Origin of the sequence: Sphingobacterium psychroaquaticum (genome assembly GCF_900177625.1) — a bacterium.
Lineage (GTDB): Bacteria > Bacteroidota > Bacteroidia > Sphingobacteriales > Sphingobacteriaceae > Sphingobacterium > Sphingobacterium psychroaquaticum.
The window spans coordinates 190,018-215,553 of record NZ_FXAU01000001.1 but is presented as its reverse complement, the minus strand read 5'-3'; the positions used below and the strand labels follow the sequence as shown (position 1 = coordinate 215,553).

Genomic DNA, 25,536 nt, shown 5'->3' with positions numbered 1-25,536 from the left:
CTAAGAACAGTAGAGCCACAAGATTTTGTGGCTAATTAAAAACTAATAAAATTATAAAACGAAGGGTATGGGACAAACTTTTGCAGAGAAAATCGCTAAAGCAGATGATTTTCTGCCAATCAATGGTACAGATTATATTGAATTTTATGTGGGTAACGCGAAGCAAGCGGCACATTATTACAAAACCGCTTTTGGGTTTCAATCGGAGGCGTATGCTGGTCCGGAGACGGGCGTTCGGGATCGGGTTTCTTATGTGGTAAAGCAGGATAAAATTCGCTTGGTGTTGACTACCGCATTGCGGTCGGATCATCCGGTATCGGAGCATGTGAAAAAGCATGGGGACGGCGTGAAGGTGTTGGCGCTATGGGTGGAGGATGCACGAAAGTCGTTCGAGGAAACGGTAAAGCGCGGTGCAAAACCGTATCTAGAACCTCAGCAGCTAACGGACGCGCATGGAGAAGTATGGATGTCGGGAATTTATACCTACGGTGAAACCGTACATATGTTTATCGAGCGTAAAAACTACAACGGTGCTTTTATGCCGGGTTTCGAACCTTGGGTGAGCGACTATAATCCGGAAGAAACGGGGTTATTGTATGTCGATCATTGCGTAGGGAACGTAGGATGGGATCGTATGAATGAAACGGTAGATTGGTATCAAAATGTGATGGGTTTTGTAAATATCCTTTCTTTTGATGACAAACAGATCAATACCGAGTATTCGGCCTTAATGAGTAAGGTGATGAGTAATGGGAATGGTTTTGTGAAATTCCCGATTAATGAGCCAGCAGAAGGAAAGAAGAAATCGCAGATTGAGGAGTATCTGGAGTTTTATGAAGGGGAAGGGGTGCAACATGCCGCGTTGGCAACGAAAGATATCGTGAAAACAGTGCGGGCTTTGAAAGCACGTGGGGTAGAGTTCTTATCGGCACCACCGGAGGAGTATTACGATATGTTGCCTGAGCGTATTGGAGCAATCGATGAAGAGATTCGCATTATTCAGGAGCTAGGTATCTTGGTCGATCGTGATGAAGAAGGGTATTTATTACAAATCTTTACGAAGCCCGTAGAAGATCGGCCGACTCTCTTTTACGAGATTATCCAACGTAAAGGGGCGCAAAGTTTTGGCGCTGGAAATTTTAAAGCGTTGTTTGAGGCGATCGAACGAGAACAGGAACGTAGAGGTAATTTGTAATTGTTATTTATATATAAATTGAAAATGAAAGACTTGCTGAAGGCCTTTGAGGAAAAAAAACCAGAAATTGTTTTCGAGTGGAAAGATACCGAAACAGAGGCAGAGGGTTGGGTGGTTATAAACTCGTTACGAGGTGGTGCTGCCGGTGGTGGTACACGTATGCGTGCTGGTTTGGATCGGCATGAGGTGGAATCGCTGGCTAAAACAATGGAAGTTAAATTCACGGTCTCGGGACCGGCGATTGGTGGGGCGAAATCGGGGATCAATTTTGATCCGTCAGATCCACGCAAGCAAGGTGTGTTAGACCGTTGGTTTAAAGTGGTGACTCCATTGCTCAAGAATTATTATGGTACGGGCGGGGACTTAAATGTCGATGAAATCCATGACGTTATTCCGTTGACGGAGCAGTATGGGTTATGGCATCCCCAAGAAGGAGTGTTAACCGGGCATTTTGATGTACGCGAAAACGGACGTATTCATCAAATTGGCCAGTTGCGTCACGGGGTATCCAAAGTATTGGAAGAGGCAAAATACAGTCCGGATCTGAAACGTAAATATCGCGTAGCCGATATGATTACAGGGTTTGGCGTTGCGGAGTCAATCAAGCACTTCTACAGTATTTACGATGGTTCTTCTGCCGGGAAGCGTGCTATTACACAAGGTTGGGGGAATGTGGCCGCTGCCGCCGCCTTCTATTTGGTGAAACAAGGCGTGAAGATCGTCGGTATAATTGATCGTGTTGGCGGGTTGGTGAATACCACTGGTTTTACCGAAGAGGAAATTACTGCTCTGTTCTTAAATCGAAATGGCAACGCGCTGAATCATCCAAACATGCTTTCATTTGATGAAATCAATGAGAAGATATGGTCAATAGGAGCCGAAATTTTTATTCCAGCGGCGGCTTCGCGGTTGGTGTCCAAAGAGCAGGTTCGCTTATTGATTGAGCACGGTTTGGAAGTTATTGCTTCGGGTGCGAATGTACCTTTTGCCGATCGCGAGATTTTCTACGGTCCAGTGATGGAGTATGCCGATGAGCAGGTGGCTGTAATTCCTGATTTTGTAGCCAATTGCGGGATGGCGCGTGTGTTTGCTTATTTGATGCAGCCGAATATCGAAATCAGCGACGAGGCTATTTTTAACGATGTTTCTTCGGTTATTCGGGAGGAGATGAAAAATATTCATGCCCTGACTCCGCAGCCTAAAAATATCTCGTCGAAGGCTTACGAGCTGGCTTTGAAGCAATTGTTAAGTTAGAAGCTCTTTGAAACGTGAGATAGGGGTAATCCATCGGCATATTGGTGAAAAATATTTTTACTTTTTTTTTGAATATATGCTACAAAGGTTTATCTTTGTCTCACTTTAGAAAAGCAGCTCACGCCGCTCTTTCGAAGGAAATTCCTGAATAGCTCAGTTGGTTAGAGCATCTGACTGTTAATCAGAGGGTCGCTGGTTCGAGCCCAGCTTCAGGAGCAAAGGAAACCGGCTATTTTTAGCCGGTTTTTTTTTGAGCTTTTGAATACAAATACTTTCAAAAAAATTAAAAATCATGAGTTTAGTAATTGTTGGTACCGTTGCTTTTGATGCGATCGAAACGCCGTTCGGAAAAACAGATAAAATTGTAGGTGGCGCAGCTACCTTTGCTGGTTTGGCAGCTTCTTATTTATACGATAACGTAAAGTTAGTCAGTGTAATTGGGGATGACTTTGGAGATGATAACTTAGATATTTTACGATCGAAAGGAATTGATGTAGAAGGAGTGGAGATCGTAGCGGGAGGAAAATCATTTTTCTGGTCTGGTAAATACCACAATGATATGAACAGCCGTGATACCTTGATCACCGAGTTGAACGTATTGGCGGATTTCGATCCTAAAGTTCCGGCATCGTACCAAGACTGTGAATATATTTTGTTGGGTAACTTGACACCACAGGTGCAAATGGATACCTTAGCGCGTTTAGACAATAAGCCTAAGTTGGTGGTTTTAGATACCATGAACTTCTGGATGGATGTTGCGTTGGAGGATTTGAAAGCTGTATTGAAGAAAGTTGATGTCTTGACAATTAATGATGCGGAAGCACGCCAGTTGTCGGGTGAGTATTCGTTAGTGAAGGCGGCGAAGGTAATTTTAGAAATGGGACCGCAATACCTGATCATTAAAAAAGGAGAGCACGGGGCATTGTTGTTTGGGGAAGGACAGATTTTCTCCGCACCAGCGCTACCATTAGCAGATGTGTTTGATCCAACAGGAGCAGGTGATACATTTGCAGGTGGATTTATTGGTTACTTAGCGAAAGTGAAAACGATTAACTTTACCAATATGAAGAATGCCATTATCTACGGTTCTGCTTTAGCCTCGTTCTGTGTAGAAAAATTTGGTACAGAACAATTGCAAAGTTTAACAGCAACTGATATTCAAGCGCGCATAAAGCAATTTATAGCGTTGTCTAAATTTGAGATCAGCGAATAATAAAGAGGGCTGATCGCTTAGGCGAGTTTTCCGATAACGGTAAATTTCGCAAAGACGTGGTCAGCATGCGGCGCATCGGCAAGTTCATCGGTTAGGTCTTGACCTGCCCAATGTTCATAATGCTTGCCGTTTCGCCATAACCTGCTTAAGGAAACATCATAGATGAGTCCTTTATAGCATACCCATATTTCGGGTTTGTCTTGTCCATTGCGCAACGCTAGTTGCGATTTAGTGTAAGTAGGGCAGTCGTGTTCCACGGGCCAAACTTACCTAAATTTGGTTTTCCTTACAAATTCCCATTTTAGAACATAACAATCCTGGGCTACCTTTTGGATAGCATGGGTTTGTGTACTATAAGAGTTGACTAATACAGCGTCGGATTTCGCTGGCGTTAATATCCGAACTGATACGCGTTTAAAGTTTTTTTCATGGCTTTACGAGCCACATGTATTCTGGTCTTTACTGTTCCAATAGGAATGTTTAAATGATCCGAGATCTCATGGTACTTGTAGCCTTCGAAATACATCGTAAAAGGTATGTAATACTCTTCCGATAAGTTGGCTAATGCATGGTTAATGTCGTCCATCACAAAACGGTTTTCACCGACATTGCTCGTGGCAGACACGACAAGGTTAGCACTTGTAATTTCCTCTTCTTTTGTAATAAATGAATTGGTCTTAATGATCCGTCTGTAGTTGTTAATGAAGGTATTCTTCATGATGGTGTACAACCAGCCTTTAAGATTTGTTCCTTCCCTGAAGTTGGTAAAGTAGGTGACAGCCTTCAGCAGGGTGTCCTGTACCAAATCGTTCGCATCATCCTGGTCTCTAGTGAAATTTTTTGCATACGCCTTTAATGAATCTGACTGTTGGATTACTAAAGTATTGAATTCTGTCTTGTTCATACTAGATTGGATTTTAAAGTTTACAATGAGTTAAAAAAATTAATTACAATCTGTAATAAGGTTGTATTCACTTGAATGAAATACGGTTTCTGACAAAGAGTTATGCAAAGGGCGTGCTAAACTTTTTGATTTGACATTATTCTATATTAAAAAAATATTAACTATTCGTTACAGTTAATGCTTATTTAGGAAAACTACCTTTTATGCGCTTTGGGTGGCTCTTAAAAGGTAGTTTTTAACAATTAAAATTCACAAATGTGGAAAACTTTATAAAACGTTTACCTCGCGTTCGAGTCTAATACCAAATGTATCGTACACATCGTTCATTATTTTGGACGATGTGTCGTAAATTTCAGACCCACGTGCTTCCCCCAAGTTGGTGAGAACCAGTGCTTGATGTTTCCATGTAGCTACGTTACCATCGATTTTCCCCTTCCATCCACATTTTTCAATCATCCAGCCTGCGGCCAACTTTACATGTGTGTCGTCTACTATATAGGAAACAATCTCGGGGAACTCCTGTTTCAACTTATTGAAAATATTTATATCGATTATCGGGTTCTTAAAGAAGCTTCCGGCATTACCTATCGTGGAAGGATCGGGTAATTTTTCCACACGAATGTGCGAAACAACCTCGGCAATATCCCGTATGGTCGGATTGGTAATGTTACGTTTTGTTAACTCACTATTAATTGCGCCGTAGGAACTATTAATCTGGTGTTTCACCGCAAGTCGGTAGGTCACCGAGGTAATAATATATCGTCCTTTGTAGGTTGTCTTGAATATACTGTCGCGATACGTAAAATTACAGTCTGCATTTGTGAAGCTTGTGAAGGATCCGGTTTCAGTATCGAATGCTTGACAAGAATAAAAGACATCCATCAATTCGGTGCCGTAGGCGCCGATATTTTGAACCGGAGAGGCACCGACCGTTCCAGGTATAAGCGCCAAGTTTTCTATTCCGGCAAAATCGCGGTCTATGCAGTACCATACGAAGTCATTCCACACTTCACCTGCTTTGGCTGTAACATAAATATAATTCCCCTCAATGAAATGTGTAATTCCTTTATTTGCTATACGAATAATAAGACCATCATAATCCTGTGTGAATAGCACATTACTGCCTCCACCAAGGACAAAAAAAGGACTATTGGTGAAATGTCCTGCCGAGAAAAGTGAGGAAAGGCTGCTTTCGTCCTCAATGGATATAAACTGTTTGCAGCGGGCATCTACACCAAATGTGTTAAAAGGCTGTAAAGAAACGTCGTTTTGGATATGATTCATCATTTTATATTGACTAATCCTTTTAAAAATTCAAAAAAAGAACTAATTTTATAGTAAAGTGTAAAGATAGTATAAACGCTAGTTATATAGAGGAAAAAAGTATCATGCCCAAGAATGTTGATATCAAGAGAGCGAAAATTTTAGATGTTGCAAAGAAACGTTTTGCTCACTTTGGAATGGCGAAGACAACGATGGCTGAGATTGCCAAGGATCTATCCTTTTCGAAAGCTCTTTTGTATTATTATTTTCCAGATAAGCACAGCTTATATACGGCTGTGTTAGGTTATGTCATCAATGATATGATGGTTAAGGTAGATGCTTCATTATCGAAGTGTATTACGGTGGAGAAGGCAATGAATCACGCTATCGAGCTGCGTATGGAGATGTTGCGCGAGAACTACAACCTTTTTGAGTATTCCTCCTCCCTGTTTATGCAAAACCCTGGCGAGATGAGCAAGAGTGTAGGCCCGTACTTTGAGAAGATCAAAGAACAGGATAGTCGTATCATGGAAATCGGTGTTAAAAATGGCGAAATTGTTGTCGATGATCTCAATGAGACATCTGAATTAATGTCTTTTGCGTTGATGGGAATGCGTACAGGGGTGTTAAGTAAACAGGTAAACGACTGTCTTTTTCCTTCACCAGATGAGTTTGAGCTCATCTTGACCAAACAGAAAAAATTACTTCATATCTTCTTACGCGGGCTACGGCCGTAGCATATCTTGTTTTACTGATCTGAGATGGTTAGGCTCTAACCGCTTTCTCTTTCTGTAAGATGTCCGTTATAATTTGGCGGGCATGAATCCTTGAATTTTCAATAAACCAGAGGTGCGTATTTAGCCCGCCACAAACTACGCCAGCCAGGTATAGTCCAGGAACGTTTGTCTCCATCGTATTCACATTATGGGTCGGGATCATTGGCGCTTCCTGTGGTATCTCGATGCCGAGCTGGCGCAGAAAGTCAAAGTTTGGCCGGTATCCCGTTAGTGCCAATATGAAGTCGGCCGGTATTTGCTTTACACCTTCTTTGGTGGCGATTACGGTATATTGTGGATGTATCTCCTTTATTTGACTCTCGAAATATACGTCGATCGAACCTTCTGCAATTCGATTTTCAATATCGGGTCTTACCCAATATTTTACCCGTGGACTAATTTCTGTGCCTCGAATTACTAAGGACACTTTAGCACCTTTCCGATACGTTTCTAGTGCGGCATCGATAGAAGAGTTGCTGGCGCCTACTACGATAACGCGTTGATTGGTGAAAAAATGAGGATCATTATAGTAGTGAAAAACGTGTGGTAGATCTTCTCCAGGAACACGTAGGTGCATGGGGATGTCGTAAAACCCTGTTGCAACAATCACATATTTAGCGGTATAGGTGTTTTTTGTTGTTTTCACGTGGAATATCCCATCTTCTTGGTGCTGGCTTACCACCTCTTCAAACAAATGGGTGTTGAGTTCAAATTTTTGATCGATCCGGCGGTAGTATTCTAAAGCCTCCGCACGTTTCGGCTTTGGAAGAGTCGTGACAAAGGGTGTGTCGCCGATCTCTAAGCGTTCTGAAGAGGAAAAAAAAGTCATGTTAACCGGGTAGTGGTAAAGGGAATTTACCAGGGTACCCTTTTCTAGAATAATATGTGATAAACCTTTTTCCTGGGCGGCGATTCCACAGGCTAGGCCTATTGGACCACCTCCTATAATTAAAACATCAAAATGATTCTCCATGTCAGTTTCGTAATACGGGCACTAGTTCGTTTTCACCAGAAAGGGCGATCTCCTGTGTCACTTTATGTAAATCTCCTGATATTTTGCTCAAGAATTGTAATTGTTCTGTAATTAGATTGCTGTTTTCATCTTCTACCTCGGCCGCATCTTGTAACTCCGGAAAGATATTGTGCGTTGTAAAGTCGGCTTCGCCTTCATGTGGTAAGGTTGCGATTGCTTTTTCCAACTCATTTAATGTTTTGCGCAGCAGTTTAACGTGCTCCTTGTGGAAAGCCTCTTTCTCTGTTTGGTTGACCTGGCTGAGTAAATTAGCCGCATAGGAAGAGAAGATATGGCTTAATATAACAAATCTATTGACCTCTTTGGTATGCTTTTGTCTCCATTTAGGCTCTGTTAGCATACGCTGAAAAGTAGATCCCATATTGGCGGAAGCGATGTATACTTCTTTACGTGCTAGCTTGTAAGCGGTTACGGAGAGGTTTTGTCCGCTAAGCATTTGCAGAGCTTGCGCCATATAATTGTAGTTGGCTATCAAAAGAGAACGCATGTTGTTTCGGAACTGTGCACTCTCCCAATTTGGAAAAATAATATAGCTGGAAAGGAAGGCTATCATTCCCCCCAAGAAGGTGTCTAGAATACGCTCCTGTGCCATTTCAAAGGTATTCATGCCGTTAAAGCTGAGCATGATAAGTACGTATGGGGTCATAAAGAGAACCGCTACAATATAGTTGATGCGGAACATACTGTAGGCCGTCAAGAAGAAGAAAATAAGCAGCACAAAGCGGATTGTTTCATCTTCTATAGTAAGCAAAATTACGGCTCCAATAATACCTCCCAGAACGGTGCCTATAAGGCGCTGGACATTTCGCTCTTTGGTGAGACCAAAACCAGGCTTAAGGATCACCATGATGGTGAGTAATGTCCAATAAACGCCGTTCGGATTAAAACCGACAAGGTTCAAGGTGAGGTAAGTGCCCGATAAAACAATAGCCATCCGGAGCGCATGTCGAAAGACTGATGATTCAAAGCTAAAGTTGCCTTTGAACTTTTTCCAATCGATCTGGTCACGCGTCACAAACTGAGATGCAGAGTCAATTTCTTCTTTCGGGATCTCTGAAATTTTAGAAGCACCGTAGCTATATATATTATCCAAAAACTTGACAATCGTTCGGATGTTAATAATAATCTTCTTGAGCGGAATGGTATTGATATTTTCCTTTTCGAGTTTATCTACAGCTTCCTTTAGCAAAGCAATATCTTTTTCAAACGCATACAGCGGTTTCGGTATTTTATTGGCGTTAAGATCATACGCCATATTATCCATTTCATTGGTTATTTTCAGGAGGACATGTCTGAAGGAAGATAGGACCCCCGATTTTCCATATGCAGCCTTAATGGCATTGTAGTCATATTGGGTGGTCATACTCTGTTCAAAAAGATCCACTACATCGGAAAATACCAGGGTCAAAAAACGACCGATTTTCGTGGTATCTTTAATCGATCGTTTACTCTGAAAGAGAATGTCACGCACACTTTCTTGATGGGTATGCACTTCTACTTGCTTTTCGATGAGCTTTAAGTAGTTTTCATCAAAATCGGTTTTGGCGTCATAAAAATTTGCTTTCAGGCGAATATAATCTGCGACATACCGGATGGACTCCGATAGCTCTTGTTGGGCAATACGATACGGCCTTATTTGCATCAATGACATGCTGATCAGCATATACCAGGCACCGCCTGTCGCAATATAAACAAGGTACATCCACTTTTCATTCTCATTAATATCTCCGCGTATATTGATCAGCATCATTAAGATGGCCATCGAACCGACTGTCGCAGCTCGGGCATTGAATACAGCAAGCATGGAAAACAAAAAGCTCAGTACGGCAATACCTATGGTGGTAAGTGGGACAGAATGGTTGATATGTGAAATGATCAGGTAGGTGAACATACACAACATCGCTGTAGAAAGCATCCCGAGTCGTCTATGTGACGGCGCACCAGGCGTGTCTGATAAGCCGACAAGTAATGCACCGAGCGAGATTAAAGTGCCTATATGAAAATCACCTAAGTAAGCGCATACAATTACGGGCACGATACATCCGAACGTGATTTTTAATCCTTCTGAGAAATACTGGCTATAAAAGAAGTTGCTGATTTCCTTAGTCTTGTCCATAGAATGATCAAAAGCGCGTAAAAATAATGTGTAGAGAAATTTCTTTGCTCAAACATACAAAAAAAGCTGTTGAATAAACAATTGCCTTTCACTAATTGATGTAGGATACGTAGCTTTACAATTATTGAAAAGAACGACCATGTAAAGGTGTTTTATTTTGCTTATTTTTTAATAAAACACTGATTTTTATATATTTTTTTTATTTTAAAATTTGATTAGATGTAATAATTGCATACTTTAGTGCAATTTTGAGGAAATACTGTTACTTTATACATTTTCTTTTTATACTAAACCGGTTCATATTGTCAAAAAACTCGATGCCACTAACTCGATAGGCTATGGAGCTGTTTAAAGAAGATTAACAATACATTATGAAAATAAGTCAAAAACAATCTGTTTTCAATAACGAGGTCTTAACACGTTTTGATCTCTATAAGAGTTTGTTCCTGACGTTGCCCTTTCAACGGGTTCAACATACAGGGACTGTGTTGCCTTTTTTTACAACGCATTGTGAAAAGGGAATTGAAGAACACTTAACACCAGAAGCTATTATCGATAGTTTCTTTGGGCAGTATGAACAATATGTGCAGGAAGAAGATCGATTGGATTTTTTGTTCCGTATCGTGCAGTATATTGAACGTCAGGTTGTTTTGTTTGATGCGGTCGAGGATTCGGCTTTTCAGGCGATTGGTAAGAATGATGAAGCCGGACTTCTGCATTCGATGTTTCGCCGGGCACAAGAGAACCCCGAGATGAAAAAGAAAATCGTGGATAAACTACACGATTTCTCCGTTCGTTTGGTGCTTACAGCACACCCGACCCAGTTTTATCCAGGACCTGTTCTTTCGATTATCACAGACTTGATCGAAGCACTTAAACTGAATGATGTCTCGAATATTCAGTTGCTGTTGCAGCAATTGGGAAAAACACCCTTTATAAATAAGGAAAAACCAACACCTATTGATGAGGCGGCAAGCTTAGCTTGGTTCTTGGAAAATGTGTTTTATAAAGTAGCCTCCGAAATTCAATCGCAGATTGACAATGAGTTGGAAGTACCGATCGAGGGTGTCAAGCAGCTGATTGAACTTGGTTTCTGGCCGGGTGGTGATCGAGATGGAAATCCAAACGTAACGGCGGAAAGTACTAAAAAAGTAGCGGCGATGTTGCGCACCATACTTTTCCGTTGTTATTACCGAGACTTCCGCATCGTGAAACGTCGGATTACTTTCCGTGGTGTGGAGAAATATTTGGAGGTTTTACAGAATCTGTTCTATGAGAACTCGTTTAATCCGCAGGAGCGTCCGAATGATGAAACGGCAACAATTTTAGAGAACTTAAACGCAGTTAAAGATGTTCTAAATCAACACCACGATGGTTTGTTTGTGGAGTTAGTGGAAGATTTAATTCGTAAGGTGGTTACTTTTGGTTGTTATTTTACAACGCTGGATATCCGTCAGGATAGTAGTATTCTACGTAATACCTTTAACTACCTGGTGGAGCGTAATCCTGACCTGGGAATTGCAGTAGGAGATCTTGAAACGGAAGAAAACAAACAAAAAGCAATTACCTTGTCAGAAAAGGAACTTTCGTTCGGGGATGATGCCGATGCGTTGGTGGTAGACACCTTGTCGGTTATTGATTTGTTGAAGGATATTCAAAAATCGGGTAGTGAGCGTGCCGCACAACGCTTTATTATAAGCAATTGCCAACAAGCGTCCGATATTTTGGGACTTATGCAGTTGTTCTTATGGTCGGGCTGGAAGAAAGATGCGTTGACTATCGATTTTGTGCCATTATTTGAGACGGTTGATGACCTATCCCGTGCCGCGGATGTGATGCGTACGTTGTATGCACATAAAGAGTATGCTGCACATGTAAAGAGAAGAGGTAACAAACAGACGATCATGCTTGGTTTTTCCGATAGTACAAAGGATGGCGGATACCTGATGGCGAACTGGTCTATTTATAAAGCAAAAATTGAATTGACCGCGATTGCAAGGGAGTATGATGTGGACTTGATCTTCTTTGATGGTCGGGGAGGCCCTCCAGCACGTGGTGGTGGTAAAACGCAAAAATTCTATGCTTCTATGGGGAAAGAGATTGCGAACGAACATATTCAATTAACGATTCAAGGGCAGACAATCAGTAGCCAGTATGGTTCCTTGGAAACGGCGCAATATAATATTGAACAGCTTTTACAGGCGGGGATGATTTCAGAATTGCAGCAAAAGGAGGGAGATACACTAACCGCGAAACAAAAGTCTATTATTGATCAGATGGCACAAGAGAGTTATAATAAATTTATGTCTCTTCGTAAAAATCCATTGTTTCTGCCTTATCTGGAAACATTGAGTCCATTGAAGGAGCTTTCAGCCGTGAATATTAGTAGTCGTCCAGTGAAGCGAAATAATGGGAAAGAATTGCGTTTGGAAGATTTGCGGGCCATTAGTTTTGTGACCTCTTGGAGCCAGTTGAAACAAAATATACCTGGATTCTTTGGCGTAGGAACTGCATTGCGTTGGGCCGAGGAGAATAATCTATGGTCTTATGTCAAAAATCTATACGAAAGCTCGGGCATGTTTAAGACCATTATCGACAACTGTATGATGTCTATGACAAAGTCTAACTTTGACATTACAGCTTATATGCAATACGATGAGAAGTTCGGCGACTTTTGGCTGATGCTGCGGGAAGAGTATGAGCTGACGAAAGCCTATACATTGAAGCTTAGTAATTCCCAGGTGTTGATGGAAGATTATCCAATCGATAGAGCTTCGATTCTGGCACGTGAGAAAATTGTACTTCCTTTGCTGATCATTCAACATTATGCTATTCGCACACTGTTAAACAATAATGTTTCGACCGAAAAAGAAGCCGCTTATAAAAAGCTTATCGGACGTACTATTTATGGTGTTGTAAATGCCGGAAGAAATCTAGCCTAAATGTATGGTGTAGATACAAATTTCTTCTGTGTATAACGTATTTATATTGTTTATAAGGGCAAATTTATCTAAGTTTGTCCTATTAATAAATAGATAAGAGATGAAATTAAATACTTTATTTGTTGCAGGTGTGTGTGCCAGTATGTTCTTTGCTTCTTGTAACCCAAAGACGGCACAGGAAAATCAACTGAAATATACGCATACTAGTTTAGCTGACGGTGATGCTTATCATTTTTTTCAAGTAGTAGGTGCAAAAGCGGCTTATGAGGCTGATTACGCAGCGGCGATCGAAAAGTCTGCTAGTGAAGCGCAGGTTAAGCAAGTTGCAGCAAAAGCTAAGGAAGTTTATGGTAGTATCTTACCTGTTTTAGATAGTCTAGCCGTGGTTAATCAAGTCGATTTTCCAATCAAAGGAGCTGCGAAATACGAGGCACCTGTAGCGGATACCACAGCGACACATGCAGTGGCGGCACATGGCGCGAGCGACTATGTAAAACATGTTCAACATGAATCGGCTATTATCAAAGAACAGTTTGAGCGGTTAAGCGTTAATACAAACGTAGGTTTGCGTGAATTTGCAAAAGCAAACGTAGAGAAGGTTGCCGAATTGTTTAAACTTGCGGGTGGCAAGGAACAAGCAGGTGGACATCACTAAGTCACGATATTTATAATAAATGAGAAAGGAATGTGAGAGAATCACATTCCTTTTTTGTTTATTATTTGACTTAATATTAAATTAATATTTGATTTACTATACTTGTGTATATTTTTTAGATCGATTATTTTAATTATAAAGATACATACGTGAGATACGGAGCTATAGATATCGGTTCCAATGCCGTTAGGTTATTGATTGCCGAAATAAACCAAGAAAAAAATCCTGTCAGCTTCAAGAAAGAAGCATTGATCCGTGTTCCATTGCGTCTAGGCGATGATGCTTTTATCCAGCACCATATCTCGGAGCCTAAGTTTGTCAATATGGTAAAGACAATGCAGGCATTTCGGAACCTGATGGATGTTTACCGGGTGACGAACTACATGGCCTGTGCAACGTCAGCGATGCGGGATGCCGATAATGGCCCGGAAATTGTCGCAGCCTGTCGTGAGGTAGGTATCGATATTCAGATTATTGGTGGAGCAGAAGAGGCTGAAATTATTTACAACAGCCATTTGCAAGATACGATGGATGCGAATAAGGTGTATTTGTACATTGATGTGGGTGGTGGTAGTACAGAGCTTTCACTTTTTGCAAACCAAGAGCTTGTCGCCTCTAAGTCGTTTAATTTGGGTACCATCCGTATTCTGGATAATCAAGATAAGCCGGAAACGTGGGAAGAAATGAAAACTTGGGTACGGGAGAGTACGCGGGGCTATAAAAATATATACGGTATCGGTACAGGCGGAAACATTAATAAATTGTCCCGTATAGCCAATGAAAAAGCGGATAAGCCGATGTCCTACGCAAAGCTGCGTGCGATTTATACTTATTTGAATGGATATTCCCTTAAAGATAGGATTCACGTGTTGGGGTTAAAACAAGATCGTGCAGATGTTATTATCCCTGCTGCGGAGATTTTCTTAACTATTATGAAGGTCGGACACTTGAAAAATATTACGGCACCACGCGTTGGCTTGGTGGATGGTATAATTCAGACTTTGATAGCGAGGGATTTAGGAAAATAATAGTGAAAAGGCAAAGATTTCTTTTCCAAATCTCATGAAAAAAACTATTTTTGTGCAACTCAAGCCCAGGTGGCGAAATTGGTAGACGCACCATCTTGAGGGGGTGGCGCTCGCATGGGCGTGGCAGTTCGAATCTGCTCCTGGGCACTTAAGGAGACGACTAGTTATAGTCGTCTCCTTTTTTATTAAATATACACCTGTTGTTTTCTTGTAGCTGGAAGTAGGGGGCACCTCTAGCTTAGCACAGTCCACCTTTCTATAATCCTCAAGTCCTCTTGTTTATTTGTTATTACTCGTTTTTCATTATCTGTAAGACCCATATTTAACGGAACGGGGGCTATAAGATGGATAGCCCAGCTTGCTTAACCTCTGGATTACACGTAAAGCCTGTTTTTTTGTGCGAGGGATTAATTTTTACGGCACAAAAAAAGTAATCATGTAAAAACAATAAATGGAAAAAATCTGTTAGATATAGTTGTCATCTATTATGAAGTATTTAAGCTGTAATAATTAAAACTAATTATTGGAATTATGAAACTGATATCAAAATTGTCAATTTATGTTGTTGTGTTTTTAGTGCATATTACAACGACCATGGCGCAACAAAGAGAAGATGTTATTTACCTAAGCGACGGTAGTCAAAAGAAGGGAAAGGTTGTTTCGATAGGTGATGAGGTTATTAAATTTTCGTACACCGGGGAGGAGGTACAATATGAGCTCAAAAAGCAAACGGTAAATAAGATTGTTTTTGCAAATGGCAGGGAAGAGTCTTTTGGGAACTCTTCTGCTGTAACTGGAATTACACCTTCTGTGGTGGCGAGCAACCAGCTTGCGGTTCTTCCTTTCGAGATCGTGAGTAACGATCAGGCATTGACCACTGATGCCATGCGTCGGGAAATTCAACAATCTTGTGTGGATGCGATTAAATCGCGTGGATTATCTTTTCAGATCCAAGATCCTAGAACAACGAATGCTATGTTAGCTAAATCAGGAATTCAGCTTTCGGATATAGCAAACCATGTTCCTGAAGAACTAGCGAAGTTACTAGGGGTGAGCTATGTTATAGTAGGTGCCTATGAAATTGAAAATAAAGGAACGTCCACGATTGTCACAACATACAATGATAAAAAGCAAGAGGATCGAACGAAAGGTACCGCTGTTCGATCGAATAATACCTATACTTCGACTAACTACAATACAAAAGTGCTATTGTCAATCTATGATTCCAATGGCAGACAGCTGTTCTCCGATACACGAAAACCTTTTATGGGTGGACTGGATTCGTACAGTGGCGCATTAAAGACTTTAGCAAAACGTATTACCTTAAAATAAGGAGTAGGGGCTGGTTTGGAATGAATAGGGAATAGAACAAGAAAAGCGCTTGGATGGGATCCAAAGCGCTTTCTTTTTGTTTAATAGTGTATAGTTTATAGTTTATTTGCGCGTGCTGTGATCTCGGCAATGTCGAGAACTTGAATTTCCTGCTCTTTCTCCTTGATTTTTACGCCATCGCTTAACATGGTCATACAGAAAGGGCATGCTGCAGCTACGATTTCTGCTTTTGATTCGATGACATCCTCGATACGTTCAATATTTACATCTTTATTTCCGGGTTCTGGTTCTTTAAACATCTGCGCACCACCGGCGCCACAACAAAGGCCATTGCTACGGCAACGTTTTAATTCAGATAGCTGAGCATCCAGCGACTCTAAAACCTTACGCGGTGCTTCATAGACTTCGTTCGCACGTCCCAAATAGCAAGGGTCATGGTAGGTAATCTTTTTACCTTTAAAAACATGGCCATCATCCGGACGTAGTTTTCCTTGATCAATAAGATCTTGGATAAGTTGTGTGTGGTGAATAACCTCAAAAGTTCCGCCCAGTTCCGGGTATTCATTTTTTAACGTGTTGAAGCAATGTGGACAAGCGGTAACGATTTTTTTTATCTCATAACCATTTAAGATTTCAATGTTCATCATGGCCTGCATCTGAAATAAAAACTCGTTACCTGCACGTTTTGCAGGGTCTCCAGTGCAACTTTCTTCGGTTCCTAAAATCGCATAATTCAGACCGACATGATTTAAAATTTTACATATATCTTTCGTTATGCGTTGCGCCCGCTCGTCAAAACTTCCGGCACAGCCTACCCAGAATAATAAATCTGGAGTTTGACCTTTCGCCATCAATTCAGCAACAGTGGGTACGTGAAATGTATTTTCCATAGATATGTGTCTTAATTATTGGTTGGCCCAGTTTGCGCGGTCTGCTTGTGCATATTTCCACGGGGCACCGTTGTTTTCTAAATTACTGAACATGCCGTTGATGCTGCTTGGTGCTTGCGACTCCTCCATCACGGCGTACTGACGTAAGCCTATAATAATTTCCAGAGGATTGATATTGACTGGACATTGTTCAACACAAGCATTGCAGCTGATACACGCCCAAATTTCCTCCCGAGTAATGTATGTATCCAACAAGGATTTACCGTCGTCTTCAAAGCTTCCTTTTTGATCAATTTGTTTGCCCACTTCGGTAACCCTGTCCCGTGTATCCATCATAATCTTCCGCGGTGACAATAATTTACCCGTAATATTGGCCGGACAGCTTGCTGTACAGCGTCCACATTCGGTACACGTATAAGCATCAAGTAGATTTTTCCAGGTCAAGTCTTGCACATCTTTTACCCCAAAGCGTGTCACTTCACCAGACGGTGGTGGCAAACTTGGGTCCAACATGGCTTTTACTTCTGCTGTTACACTTTCGATATTGTTTAGTTTGCCTTTAGGAGTTAGGTTGGAGAAATACGTGTTCGGGAACGCTAAGATAATATGGAGGTGCTTTGATAGCGGCAGATAATTTAGAAATAAAAGAACACCAATAATGTGGAACCACCAACAAAAGCGTTCGACCATCACTAAACCATTTATGTTATCGGGTAATAGCCCGACCAAATATTGACTAACCGGAAATGCTCCCGCGGTATGATAACCGTCGGCACCTAATTGCTGGAGCTTACCGTCGGCAGCATTCATGGTTAGAAATGCTGCCATCAAGAGAATCTCCGTAATCAAGATGATATTTGCGTCCGTACGCGGCCATTTTAGTAGTTCTCGTCCGCCGAATCGATAAATATGTAATACGTTTCTACGAATGAAAAAGATAACACAGCTCACCAGTACAGCAAGCGCTAGCCATTCAAAGGCGTAAATCAAGAAATCATAAAAACTACCCATTACAGAAAGAACCCGATGGGTCCCAAATAAGCCATCGATGACGATTTCGAGCATCTCAATATTAATGATACAGAAACCAACGTAAACAAAAACGTGGAGGATCGCCGCTAGCGGCTTCTTGAACATTTTTTGCTGTCCTAAAGCGACCATGGCCATAATCCGAAATCGTTCACCTGGATTGTCCGTTCGCTGTGTCGCGCGGCCGAGTTTAATGTTTCTATATATTTTCTTCGCGTTACGTGCAAAAAAGACGATCGCAACGGCGAATAAAATAAAAAATATGAGTTGACTTATCATAACTAATATTTCAGGTTCAATTACAAATATAATTATACTAATCAATACTATGCATGCATAATGATTAATTTGGAAAGATTACAAATAATATTATGATTCAATAAGAAAGAGACGTAACCTCTCTGGTTAGAGAACGTATAAGCCGGTGTTTTGTTCTGAGAAATGAAAAACTAAACAGGAGGAGCGACCTCGCTGCGATTTGTTTGAGCAGATTGGTTGTCATTCGGAGGAAGAGGAGATGAATGGCGCCGAGGTAAAGTCTGTACGATGATTCCTAGCTTTGGGAAAGTTATGACTATCTTGTATAGCGTATTTAAAACCAATCATGCGTCATACAAGATAGTCATTGCTTCATTTCTCTGGATTAAAAAGAAGAACGCCCTCTTTTTCGACGTTCTTACTGTTTTATTTTACCTGAAATATGGTAATACTTATCTCCCAAGAGAAGGACATGTTGTCTTTTCTCAAGTTGATAGCCAACATCTTTCTGGTAGTGCAGCGTTTCCTCTGTATCGTATAAAAGATTATCTATATTTCGGTCTATTCGAAAGGTAATAGGTTGTCCTTTATCGTTATAGGTTATTTCTACGAGCTTAAGATCCAATTTTGGGTTTGTGGAATGGTAGGTGACCCGTCGATCAACACTGTCTTTCTTTAGGTATCCCGCATAAGCCGGTTTGTTGATGTCCACGGTAAGAAAGCTTGCTAATTCATTTTCCCAATTATCAATCTTAATATCTTTTGTTTCCGCAATACTATCCTTTTTAACCGTTTTAATGACTTCGGGTTTCTCCGCCGATAAACGAGCTATCTCTGTCGTAAAAAATGCCGGTATATCCAGCTGTTTGCTTGCAAAATGCTCCACTTGTGCGGTCTGCTCCGAACAGGCGAATACTAAAGCGGCCATGGTAATAACCATGGCTGCTTTACCTATTTTATAGGGTCGTTTATACCAATACATTCCCTGTCATTTCTGCCGGAATCGGTAAGCCCAACAAAGTAAGAACTGTAGGGGCAATATCGCCTAGCTTTCCATCTTTAATATGATTAAAGTGGTTGTCGATCAAAATACAAGGTACCAAGTTTGTGGTGTGTGCTGTATTTGGCGAGCCATCTTCATTCAGCATGAACTCTGAATTTCCATGGTCGGCAATAATAATAAATGAATAGCCAAGCGCGAGACCTGTGTCTACCACTTTTTTCGTGCAACGATCTACTGTTTCTACAGCTTTCACAACAGCCTCAAATACACCGGTGTGTCCTACCATATCTGGGTTTGCAAAGTTTAAGCAAATGAAATCTGGAGCATTGCTTTCCATATCTTGGCAGATGGCATCGGTGATACCCTGTGCACTCATCTCTGGTTGTAGATCATATGTAGCAACTTTTGGAGAAGGTACCAACAATCTGTTTTCTCCAGCAAATGCCGCTTCTTGACCGCCAGAGAAGAAGAAGGTTACATGCGGATATTTTTCTGTTTCCGCAATGCGAACCTGTGTTTTTCCTTGTGCACTTAGAACCTCACCTAAGGTATTGGTCAAATTATCTTTTTGGAAAACCACGTGTACGTTCTTGAACGTATCATCATACCCCGTCATCGTAACATAGTAGAGATCCAACGGTTTCATATCCTGCGCCGGAAACGCTTGTTGTGTTAATGCAATTGTAATTTCACGACCACGATCTGTTCGGAAATTGTAGCAGAAGACTACATCGCCAGGTTGGATACGTGTTAATGGTTCACCGCTTGCATCCGTCATTACAATAGGTTTGATGAACTCATCTGTAATGCCTTGATCGTATGATGCTTGTATTGATTTTTTCAAATCAGTTGAAGGAGTTCCGATGCCTTGGGTCAATAGATCGTATGTTTCCTTTACACGTTCCCATCTGTTATCGCGATCCATCGCATAGTAGCGACCGATGGCACTAGCGATTTTGCCATTAGAATTTTGTAAATGTTGCTCTAATTGCTCGATGTAACCCAAGCCACCGTTAGGGTCTGTATCGCGACCATCCATAAAAGCATGAATGAATACTTGGTTGTCGCCAAGGTTCGCCTTTTTTGTAGCATCGCATAACGCTTTTAAGTGATCGATATGCGCATGAACACCACCATCAGACAAGAGTCCGATAAAGTGTACATTTTTACCGTTTGCTTTTGCATAGTTAAATGCGTCCTGTATCACTGCATTGCTATCAAATTCACCCGCTTTAGCCGCTTTATTAATGCGTCCTAATTCTTGATATACGATCCGTCCCGCACCGAGGTTCATATGCCCAACTTCGGAGTTACCCATTTGTCCGGCCGGAAGGCCGACATCTTCTCCAGAAGCGGCTAGGGTAGAGTTTGGGTAGGTCGATAATAAATAATCTAAAAATGGGGTATCGGCAGCTTTTACTGCATTTGAACTATCGTCTTTGCCATATCCTAAACCATCTAAGATTAGGAGGGCTACTTTTTTGTTGTCTGAGTTATGCACACACAAACTTAACTAAATTTAGTTTTTTTTGCAATATCGTATATGTAGTTCTGGTAAACAAAATGCTTTATTCGAGGTGAATGGATGTGTTGGTAAGGCCGTGTATCCTAGTCTCTTTTTTTATAAAAAAAATAATGTAGATTTGGCTCACTACTTATTTGAGAAAACAGCGAGCACTTGGCATAGTTTTCGCACATATAAACGATATGATGCGGATAGGCTATGGTGAGTTAGATTAAAAAATTAAATTGTAAATGAAAGTTGTAAAGTGTGTTGTTCTTTTGGTGCTGGTTTCGTTGACTAGTTTGTCTGCCAGTGCTAAAAATCCTTTTGATGACGTCGTGAATTCCATCTCCTCCGCCCTGAAAACAGGAACGTCAAAAGGAATAAGTGCAACGTTTATGAATAGTGTCTCCTTGTCCATCAAGCGAGACGAGCGTGTATATACACGGTTTCAGGCGGAGTTGTTGTTAGATGATTTTTTTCGTTCGAATAAAGTGTCTCAATTAAAGGAATTGCAACGGGCTAAAAGTTCGGCTAATTCTTTTGTCGTGTTCTCCTTGCGCACAAGTAGTTCGACGTATCGTGTTTTTGTAAAACTGGTGGAATCTAACAACGAATTTAAGGTATCAGAGCTGCGGATTGAGTAAATCGTGAACACACAAAAATTAACCTACGATTTTATTATAAAATTTTTTTTCTCCATCTTCGCTTAAATTAACACATAAAAGATGGCGGTTGAGATTGATAAACTGAGGAAGTTTGTAGCATTAGCACTGGAAGAAGATGTCAGAGAAGGAGATCATACTTCGCTGTCAACGATCGATCCCACAGCTATTGGAGAGGCGCAGTTGCTCGTTAAAGACGAGGGAATCTTGGCAGGCGTGGAAGTTGCACGTGCTATCTTTAATACGATAGATCCTGATCTTGTGTTGGATCTTCGTCACAAAGATGGTGATCATGTGGTGTTTGGCGCTATTGCTTTTTATGTTCACGGAAGTATACACAGTATACTTAAAGCCGAGCGTTTGGTTTTGAATGTGATGCAACGCATGTCTGGCATAGCGACGCGCACGGCGCTATATGCTGAAAAATTGGCTGGAACAAAGACCAAAGTTTTGGATACCCGTAAGACAACACCATTGTTGCGCTTTCTGGAAAAAGAAGCCGTTAAAATTGGTGGTGGTGAAAACCATCGGTTTGGCTTGTATGACATGATCCTCATCAAGGATAACCATGTCGACTATGCTGGTGGAATTACAAAAGCATTGCAAAGAGCACAGGCATATAAAGAGGAGAAAGCATTAACGATTCCGATTGAGATAGAGGTCCGTAATATGGAGGAACTTCGTGAAGTACTATCAAATACAAAAGTAGATCGTGTGATGCTGGATAATTTTACGCCAAATCAGGTGGCTGACGCGGTAGCGTTGGTCGATGGTCGTTTGGTAACGGAAGCATCAGGCGGCATTACATTGGATACGATACGTGATTACGCACTGGCAGGCGTGGATTATATTTCGGTAGGTGCTTTAACCCATTCTGTAAAAAGTTTGGATTTAAGTTTAAAGGCAAAATTAATTTAATTATATTTCCTAAATAACGTTTATCTCGTAAGGAGAGACACCGGTAAACTATTTCTTGATAGCCTTTATGTTGGGTATAGATGTTTTAGTTTTATCGCTGTTTAGGAAGCTTAAATAATATATGATTTCAGTTTATTTAGTAGGGATTGTGATACTGGCGTATTTGTTTGGCTCCATTCCCTCAGCAGTGTGGTTTGGAGGGGCTTTCTACGGCGTGGATGTACGGGAGTATGGAAGTGGAAATGCCGGAGCAACCAACACATTTAGAGTTCTAGGCAAAAAAGCTGGATCTATTGTTATGTTTGTTGATATCCTTAAAGGATGGACAGCAACAAATTTACCATACTTGTTGGATTCTACGATTGTTGGAATTCCCAGCTCTTCACAGTTTGTTAATTTTCAATTGGCGTTAGGAGTAATTGCGGTGCTGGGACATTTATTTCCCCTTTTTGCCGGATTTAGGGGAGGGAAAGGCGTTGCAACACTTTTCGGGATGGTGATTGCTATCCATCCGGAGGCTGCTTTATGCTGTGTAACTGTTTTTCTCATTACACTTCTGGTCACCCATTATGTGTCTTTGAGTTCAATTTTAGCCGGATTTACGTTCCCATTCAGTATTGCCTTTGTTTTTCATACGACCGTTCCTGCGGTGCTTTTGTATGGTATTGCTATATGCGCTTTGATCTTGGTCACGCACCAAAAGAATATAGAACGATTGCTCAAAGGGCATGAGTCTAAGATTTATTTGTTTAGGAAACAAAAACGTGATGTTTAGGCACAAGATTTGTGTCGATTACAACGCTAATATAAGAAGGTGTCTAGATGGGGTATTGTTATACGCGTTTTAGAAACCTGTTCAGGCAGAATAATAGTACGAAAGAGATGAAAATATTTACGATGAAATATACCGCAATGGCTTTACTGGGTTTGACCATTGCATCCTGTTCTACCGTGCCCCTATCGGGACGCAAGCAATTGGCTTTGGTTAGTGATGATCAGATTCAAGAACAGGCAACCACGGCGTATAAAGAGTTTTTAGGTTCACCGAAAACGAAGGTAATAACAGGTACCTCTAATGCTGCATTGGTTAAAAAAGTGGGTAATAATATCGCTGCTGCGGTAAATAAATATTTGACTTCGCAAGGTATGGCTTCACAGTATAACTTTACTTGGGAGTTTAATTTGATTGAAAGCCCAGATGTAAATGCGTGGTGTATGCCGGGGGGGAAAGTAGCCGTTTATACGGGTATTTTACCTTTTACGGCGAATGAAGCGGGACTGGCGACGGTGATGGGGCATGAGATTGCGCACGCTATTGCACGCCATTCCATGGAGCAGATGTCTAATCAGTATGCGATGCAAATTGGTGCACAGGTACTGGGCGTAGCAACGGCAGGAAAAAGTTCTATTGTTCAAGGTTTAGTAAATAATGCCTACGGCATAGGTGGGCAGTTGGCTATGCTTAAATATTCACGAAGCAATGAGTCTGAAGCGGATAAATTAGGACTGATCTTTATGGCGATGGCAGGCTACAATCCGGAAACGGCAGTTGGCTTTTGGGAGCGTATGGCATCTGCAAAAGCGGCTAGCGGGCAACCTGAGTTTTTAAGTACGCACCCAAGTGATGCTCGTCGTATTACTGATATTCAGCGCTTATTGCCTGAGGCACGCAAGTATTATAAGAAGTAGAGGGTAGTTCGTAGTTGGGAGCGTGTAGTTCGTAGATTGTAGGAAGTCTTGTTTGAACGAAATGAGTTTTGGATAATTTAGCGAAGGACGATAGAAGCCAGCATAAGGAATGCAGCCTTGATTTTTTGTTTACTTTTTTATCAAGAAAAAAGTAAGAAAAATCCTCATCAAGAAAATAACTAAAAAAGGCACTATATAGTGCCTTTTCTAGTTTTAAAATATGTTTCGATCTGATCCAGCGTAAACGCATTCAAACATTTATCAGCCGTTAAACCACCTTTACGCGCAACGTTGATGCCGTAGTGCATATCCAGAAGACCTTCCGTACGGTGTGCGTCTGGATTTATGGAAAGAATCACACCTTTTTCAAGTGCGTACTGATGCCAACGCCAGTCTAGGTCAAGGCGCAGCGGATTGGCATTGATCTCGATTACCACCTTATTAGCGGCACAAGCGTCAATAATTTTTTTGAAATCCAGCGGGTAACCACTTCTGCTGAGGAGTAAACGACCTGTAGGGTGACCTAAGATGGTGGTATAGGGATTTTCAATTGCTTTTAACAATCGTTCCGTTGATTTCTCTTCGTCCATTTTTAGATTGCTGTGTACCGAAGCCACCACAAAATCAAATTGCCTTAATATTTCTTTTGGATAATCCAGCGAACCGTCAGATAGGATGTCCGACTCTATGCCCTTAAAAATACGGAAAGGTGCTAGCGATTGGTTGAGCTGATCGATCTCCTTCCATTGTTCGGCAAGCCGTTCAATGGATAAACCATTGGCATACACCGCTGTCCTGGAGTGGTCACATATTCCGAGATATTCAAGCTTTAGTTCTTCTTTACAGTAGGAGGCCATTTGTGCTAGCGTGTGTACCCCATCACTGTATGTCGAGTGGTTATGCACCGTACCCTTGAGGTCCTCAAATGTAATCAGTGTAGGGAGTTTTCCTTCCTTAGCCCATTTTATCTCTGCTCCACCTTCACGTAATTCTGGTTCTATATAATCTAGACCTAGGGCGCTGTAGATTGCAGATTCATTTTCCAAGGCTGGGAGTGGCGAAGCTAGCGATAGTAGCTGCTGTATATGCGCCTCACTGCCTGTTGTTTTGAGGAAGTCTAAAGCAAAGGAAGCATGTGTTGTTGCGATGATCTTGTAATGCAGGCCTACGGGATCTGTGTAAAGTAAAAAGCCCTCCTCCGAAGGTACAACGGTGTATTCTTCGAGTTGCTGTAGCTGATCTGCAAGATCGATGAGGGAGCTGGTTGTTAGAAATTCAAGCTGAGCAATTATCTCAGCCTTTCTTCTGAAATCTCCGGTAATAGCATGCTGTTCGCTCGGGAAATTTGTCGTTAATATCGACAAGAACGCAGCTGCCTGACGCGCTACTTTAGCATATAAAAACAAACCTTGGTTTGCATTGGCAAATTCAATGGATTTCTTAATGTCTTCCTGCGTTTTTAAACCAAAACCTTTTGCCTCAATCAGTCGATTTTCATTGACCGCATAGAGTAGTTCACCAACAGATTCGATTTCTAAATCCTGCCAAATAACTTGTACTTTTTTTGGCCCCAGGCCTTTGATGCTTAACATATCGCGTACCCCTGCTGGAGTTTTGTCGATTAGCTGTTGCAGCTCCGGGAAAGTCCCGGTTTGTACAAATGCTTGGATTCGTTCCGCCGTCCCTTTGCCGATTCCTGGCTGTTCACTTAATTCTTCAAATGATGCCGTAGCAGCAGGAAAAGGTAGTTTATCTATCTTAAAGGATGCGGAAGCCATAGCTTTGGTCCTAAACGGGTTTTCATTGTGTAGCTCCATCAGTTGGCTACTTAGTTTAAAGGCTTTTGCTATGACTTTGTTATCCATATCT

22 protein-coding genes and 2 tRNA genes are annotated in these 25,536 nt (G+C 41.3%); 14 read left to right on the top strand and 10 right to left on the bottom strand.

The annotated features are described in order from the left end of the window. Positions 1–67: 67 nt before the first annotated feature. From hppD to B9Y69_RS00940, 4 genes are all read left to right on the top strand, one after another. Complete coding sequence (hppD, locus tag B9Y69_RS00955) at positions 68–1,195, top strand: 4-hydroxyphenylpyruvate dioxygenase (protein ID WP_085471151.1); 1,128 nt, start codon at positions 68–70, stop codon at positions 1,193–1,195. Between the two features lie 24 nt (positions 1,196–1,219). Then, the gene (locus B9Y69_RS00950; RefSeq protein ID WP_085471150.1) at positions 1,220–2,449 is read left to right on the top strand and encodes a Glu/Leu/Phe/Val dehydrogenase dimerization domain-containing protein; all 1,230 of its coding nucleotides are present in this window, start codon (positions 1,220–1,222) and stop codon (positions 2,447–2,449) included. 142 nt (positions 2,450–2,591) lie between these two features. Next, positions 2,592–2,665: transfer RNA gene (locus B9Y69_RS00945), tRNA-Asn, on the top strand. A 76-nt stretch (positions 2,666–2,741) separates the two neighbouring features. Next, on the top strand, positions 2,742–3,662 hold the full coding sequence (locus tag B9Y69_RS00940; RefSeq protein ID WP_085471149.1) for a PfkB family carbohydrate kinase: 921 nt from the start codon (positions 2,742–2,744) through the stop codon (positions 3,660–3,662). A gap of 17 nt (positions 3,663–3,679) precedes the next feature. On the opposite strand, the gene B9Y69_RS00935 is transcribed toward B9Y69_RS00940, so the two are convergent. The 3 genes from B9Y69_RS00935 to murB all read right to left on the bottom strand — a co-directional run bounded on the left by B9Y69_RS00935 (position 3,680) and on the right by murB (position 5,853). Further along, positions 3,680–3,919, bottom strand: a complete 240-nt coding sequence (locus B9Y69_RS00935) for a cytochrome b5 domain-containing protein (protein ID WP_085471148.1) — start codon at positions 3,917–3,919, stop codon at positions 3,680–3,682. 134 nt (positions 3,920–4,053) lie between these two features. Beyond that, positions 4,054–4,566 carry an RNA polymerase sigma factor gene (locus tag B9Y69_RS00930; protein ID WP_085471147.1) on the bottom strand — a complete coding sequence of 171 codons (513 nt, stop codon included), beginning with the start codon at positions 4,564–4,566 and terminating at the stop codon, positions 4,054–4,056. 267 nt (positions 4,567–4,833) lie between these two features. Continuing rightward, on the bottom strand, positions 4,834–5,853 hold the full coding sequence (gene murB, locus B9Y69_RS00925; RefSeq protein ID WP_317042123.1) for a UDP-N-acetylmuramate dehydrogenase: 1,020 nt from the start codon (positions 5,851–5,853) through the stop codon (positions 4,834–4,836). A 101-nt stretch (positions 5,854–5,954) separates the two neighbouring features. Between murB and B9Y69_RS00920 the strand changes: the two genes are divergently transcribed. Beyond that, positions 5,955–6,566, top strand: coding sequence for a TetR/AcrR family transcriptional regulator (locus B9Y69_RS00920; RefSeq protein WP_085471146.1), 612 nt, complete (start codon positions 5,955–5,957; stop codon positions 6,564–6,566). A gap of 28 nt (positions 6,567–6,594) precedes the next feature. On the opposite strand, the gene B9Y69_RS00915 is transcribed toward B9Y69_RS00920, so the two are convergent. Both B9Y69_RS00915 and B9Y69_RS00910 read right to left on the bottom strand, forming a co-directional pair. After that, positions 6,595–7,578, bottom strand: coding sequence for a YpdA family putative bacillithiol disulfide reductase (locus B9Y69_RS00915; RefSeq protein ID WP_085471145.1), 984 nt, complete (start codon positions 7,576–7,578; stop codon positions 6,595–6,597). Position 7,579: 1 nt separating this feature from the next. Continuing rightward, positions 7,580–9,754: an FUSC family protein gene (locus tag B9Y69_RS00910; protein WP_085471144.1), complete on the bottom strand. Its 2,175-nt coding sequence runs from the start codon at positions 9,752–9,754 to the stop codon at positions 7,580–7,582. 371 nt (positions 9,755–10,125) lie between these two features. On the opposite strand from B9Y69_RS00910, the gene B9Y69_RS00905 reads away from it, so the two are divergent. The 5 genes from B9Y69_RS00905 (at position 10,126) to B9Y69_RS00885 (ending at position 15,711) form a co-directional block, all read left to right on the top strand. Further along, positions 10,126–12,696 carry a phosphoenolpyruvate carboxylase gene (locus B9Y69_RS00905; RefSeq protein WP_085471143.1) on the top strand — a complete coding sequence of 857 codons (2,571 nt, stop codon included), beginning with the start codon at positions 10,126–10,128 and terminating at the stop codon, positions 12,694–12,696. 100 nt (positions 12,697–12,796) lie between these two features. Then, positions 12,797–13,351 carry a hypothetical protein gene (locus tag B9Y69_RS00900; RefSeq protein ID WP_085471142.1) on the top strand — a complete coding sequence of 185 codons (555 nt, stop codon included), beginning with the start codon at positions 12,797–12,799 and terminating at the stop codon, positions 13,349–13,351. A gap of 149 nt (positions 13,352–13,500) precedes the next feature. Then, positions 13,501–14,379 (top strand): Ppx/GppA phosphatase family protein, encoded by an 879-nt coding sequence (locus B9Y69_RS00895; RefSeq protein ID WP_085471141.1) that lies wholly within the window; start codon positions 13,501–13,503, stop codon positions 14,377–14,379. 63 nt (positions 14,380–14,442) lie between these two features. Continuing rightward, a tRNA-Leu gene (locus tag B9Y69_RS00890) sits at positions 14,443–14,526 on the top strand. Between the two features lie 384 nt (positions 14,527–14,910). Further along, the gene (locus B9Y69_RS00885) at positions 14,911–15,711 is read left to right on the top strand and encodes a hypothetical protein (RefSeq protein WP_144036472.1); all 801 of its coding nucleotides are present in this window, start codon (positions 14,911–14,913) and stop codon (positions 15,709–15,711) included. 95 nt (positions 15,712–15,806) lie between these two features. Here B9Y69_RS00885 and B9Y69_RS00880 read toward each other — a convergent pair whose 3' ends face one another. From B9Y69_RS00880 to gpmI, 4 genes are all read right to left on the bottom strand, one after another. Further along, positions 15,807–16,601, bottom strand: coding sequence for a (Fe-S)-binding protein (locus B9Y69_RS00880; RefSeq protein ID WP_085471139.1), 795 nt, complete (start codon positions 16,599–16,601; stop codon positions 15,807–15,809). Positions 16,602–16,616: 15 nt separating this feature from the next. Next, positions 16,617–17,909, bottom strand: coding sequence for a 4Fe-4S dicluster domain-containing protein (locus tag B9Y69_RS00875; protein WP_085471138.1), 1,293 nt, complete (start codon positions 17,907–17,909; stop codon positions 16,617–16,619). Positions 17,910–18,306: 397 nt separating this feature from the next. Next, positions 18,307–18,870 carry a hypothetical protein gene (locus B9Y69_RS00870; protein ID WP_085471137.1) on the bottom strand — a complete coding sequence of 188 codons (564 nt, stop codon included), beginning with the start codon at positions 18,868–18,870 and terminating at the stop codon, positions 18,307–18,309. Next, complete coding sequence (gene gpmI / locus B9Y69_RS00865) at positions 18,857–20,392, bottom strand: 2,3-bisphosphoglycerate-independent phosphoglycerate mutase (RefSeq protein WP_085471136.1); 1,536 nt, start codon at positions 20,390–20,392, stop codon at positions 18,857–18,859. The genes B9Y69_RS00870 and gpmI overlap by 14 nt, the downstream gene beginning before the upstream one ends. A gap of 254 nt (positions 20,393–20,646) precedes the next feature. On the opposite strand from gpmI, the gene B9Y69_RS00860 reads away from it, so the two are divergent. From B9Y69_RS00860 to B9Y69_RS00845, 4 genes are all read left to right on the top strand, one after another. Next, positions 20,647–21,042, top strand: coding sequence for a DUF4783 domain-containing protein (locus B9Y69_RS00860; protein ID WP_085471135.1), 396 nt, complete (start codon positions 20,647–20,649; stop codon positions 21,040–21,042). An 81-nt stretch (positions 21,043–21,123) separates the two neighbouring features. Beyond that, positions 21,124–21,978: a carboxylating nicotinate-nucleotide diphosphorylase gene (gene nadC, locus B9Y69_RS00855; protein ID WP_085471134.1), complete on the top strand. Its 855-nt coding sequence runs from the start codon at positions 21,124–21,126 to the stop codon at positions 21,976–21,978. 121 nt (positions 21,979–22,099) lie between these two features. Next, on the top strand, positions 22,100–22,753 hold the full coding sequence (plsY, locus tag B9Y69_RS00850; RefSeq protein WP_085471133.1) for a glycerol-3-phosphate 1-O-acyltransferase PlsY: 654 nt from the start codon (positions 22,100–22,102) through the stop codon (positions 22,751–22,753). A gap of 122 nt (positions 22,754–22,875) precedes the next feature. Further along, the gene (locus tag B9Y69_RS00845) at positions 22,876–23,667 is read left to right on the top strand and encodes a M48 family metallopeptidase (RefSeq protein WP_144036502.1); all 792 of its coding nucleotides are present in this window, start codon (positions 22,876–22,878) and stop codon (positions 23,665–23,667) included. 191 nt (positions 23,668–23,858) lie between these two features. Here B9Y69_RS00845 and B9Y69_RS00840 read toward each other — a convergent pair whose 3' ends face one another. Beyond that, a complete protein-coding gene (locus B9Y69_RS00840) occupies positions 23,859–25,532 on the bottom strand; it encodes a DNA polymerase/3'-5' exonuclease PolX (RefSeq protein WP_085471946.1) in 1,674 nt (557 codons plus the stop codon). Between the last annotated feature and the right edge of the window lie 4 nt (positions 25,533–25,536).

Excerpts from the sequence above, each read along its gene's own strand:
- hppD (WP_085471151.1), top strand. The coding sequence starts at position 68 with ATGGGACAAACTTTTGCAGAGAAAATCGCTAAAGCAGATGATTTTCTG.
- B9Y69_RS00950 (WP_085471150.1), top strand. The coding sequence starts at position 1,220 with ATGAAAGACTTGCTGAAGGCCTTTGAGGAAAAAAAACCAGAAATTGTT.
- B9Y69_RS00940 (WP_085471149.1), top strand. The coding sequence starts at position 2,742 with ATGAGTTTAGTAATTGTTGGTACCGTTGCTTTTGATGCGATCGAAACG.
- B9Y69_RS00930 (WP_085471147.1), bottom strand. The coding sequence starts at position 4,566 with ATGAACAAGACAGAATTCAATACTTTAGTAATCCAACAGTCAGATTCA.
- murB (WP_317042123.1), bottom strand. The coding sequence starts at position 5,853 with ATGATGAATCATATCCAAAACGACGTTTCTTTACAGCCTTTTAACACA.
- B9Y69_RS00920 (WP_085471146.1), top strand. The coding sequence starts at position 5,955 with ATGCCCAAGAATGTTGATATCAAGAGAGCGAAAATTTTAGATGTTGCA.
- B9Y69_RS00915 (WP_085471145.1), bottom strand. The coding sequence starts at position 7,578 with ATGGAGAATCATTTTGATGTTTTAATTATAGGAGGTGGTCCAATAGGC.
- B9Y69_RS00910 (WP_085471144.1), bottom strand. The coding sequence starts at position 9,754 with ATGGACAAGACTAAGGAAATCAGCAACTTCTTTTATAGCCAGTATTTC.
- B9Y69_RS00905 (WP_085471143.1), top strand. The coding sequence starts at position 10,126 with ATGAAAATAAGTCAAAAACAATCTGTTTTCAATAACGAGGTCTTAACA.
- B9Y69_RS00900 (WP_085471142.1), top strand. The coding sequence starts at position 12,797 with ATGAAATTAAATACTTTATTTGTTGCAGGTGTGTGTGCCAGTATGTTC.
- B9Y69_RS00885 (WP_144036472.1), top strand. The coding sequence starts at position 14,911 with ATGAAACTGATATCAAAATTGTCAATTTATGTTGTTGTGTTTTTAGTG.
- B9Y69_RS00880 (WP_085471139.1), bottom strand. The coding sequence starts at position 16,601 with ATGGAAAATACATTTCACGTACCCACTGTTGCTGAATTGATGGCGAAA.
- B9Y69_RS00875 (WP_085471138.1), bottom strand. The coding sequence starts at position 17,909 with ATGATAAGTCAACTCATATTTTTTATTTTATTCGCCGTTGCGATCGTC.
- B9Y69_RS00870 (WP_085471137.1), bottom strand. The coding sequence starts at position 18,870 with ATGTATTGGTATAAACGACCCTATAAAATAGGTAAAGCAGCCATGGTT.
- B9Y69_RS00860 (WP_085471135.1), top strand. The coding sequence starts at position 20,647 with ATGAAAGTTGTAAAGTGTGTTGTTCTTTTGGTGCTGGTTTCGTTGACT.
- nadC (WP_085471134.1), top strand. The coding sequence starts at position 21,124 with ATGGCGGTTGAGATTGATAAACTGAGGAAGTTTGTAGCATTAGCACTG.
- plsY (WP_085471133.1), top strand. The coding sequence starts at position 22,100 with ATGATTTCAGTTTATTTAGTAGGGATTGTGATACTGGCGTATTTGTTT.
- B9Y69_RS00845 (WP_144036502.1), top strand. The coding sequence starts at position 22,876 with ATGAAATATACCGCAATGGCTTTACTGGGTTTGACCATTGCATCCTGT.
- B9Y69_RS00840 (WP_085471946.1), bottom strand. The coding sequence starts at position 25,532 with ATGGATAACAAAGTCATAGCAAAAGCCTTTAAACTAAGTAGCCAACTG.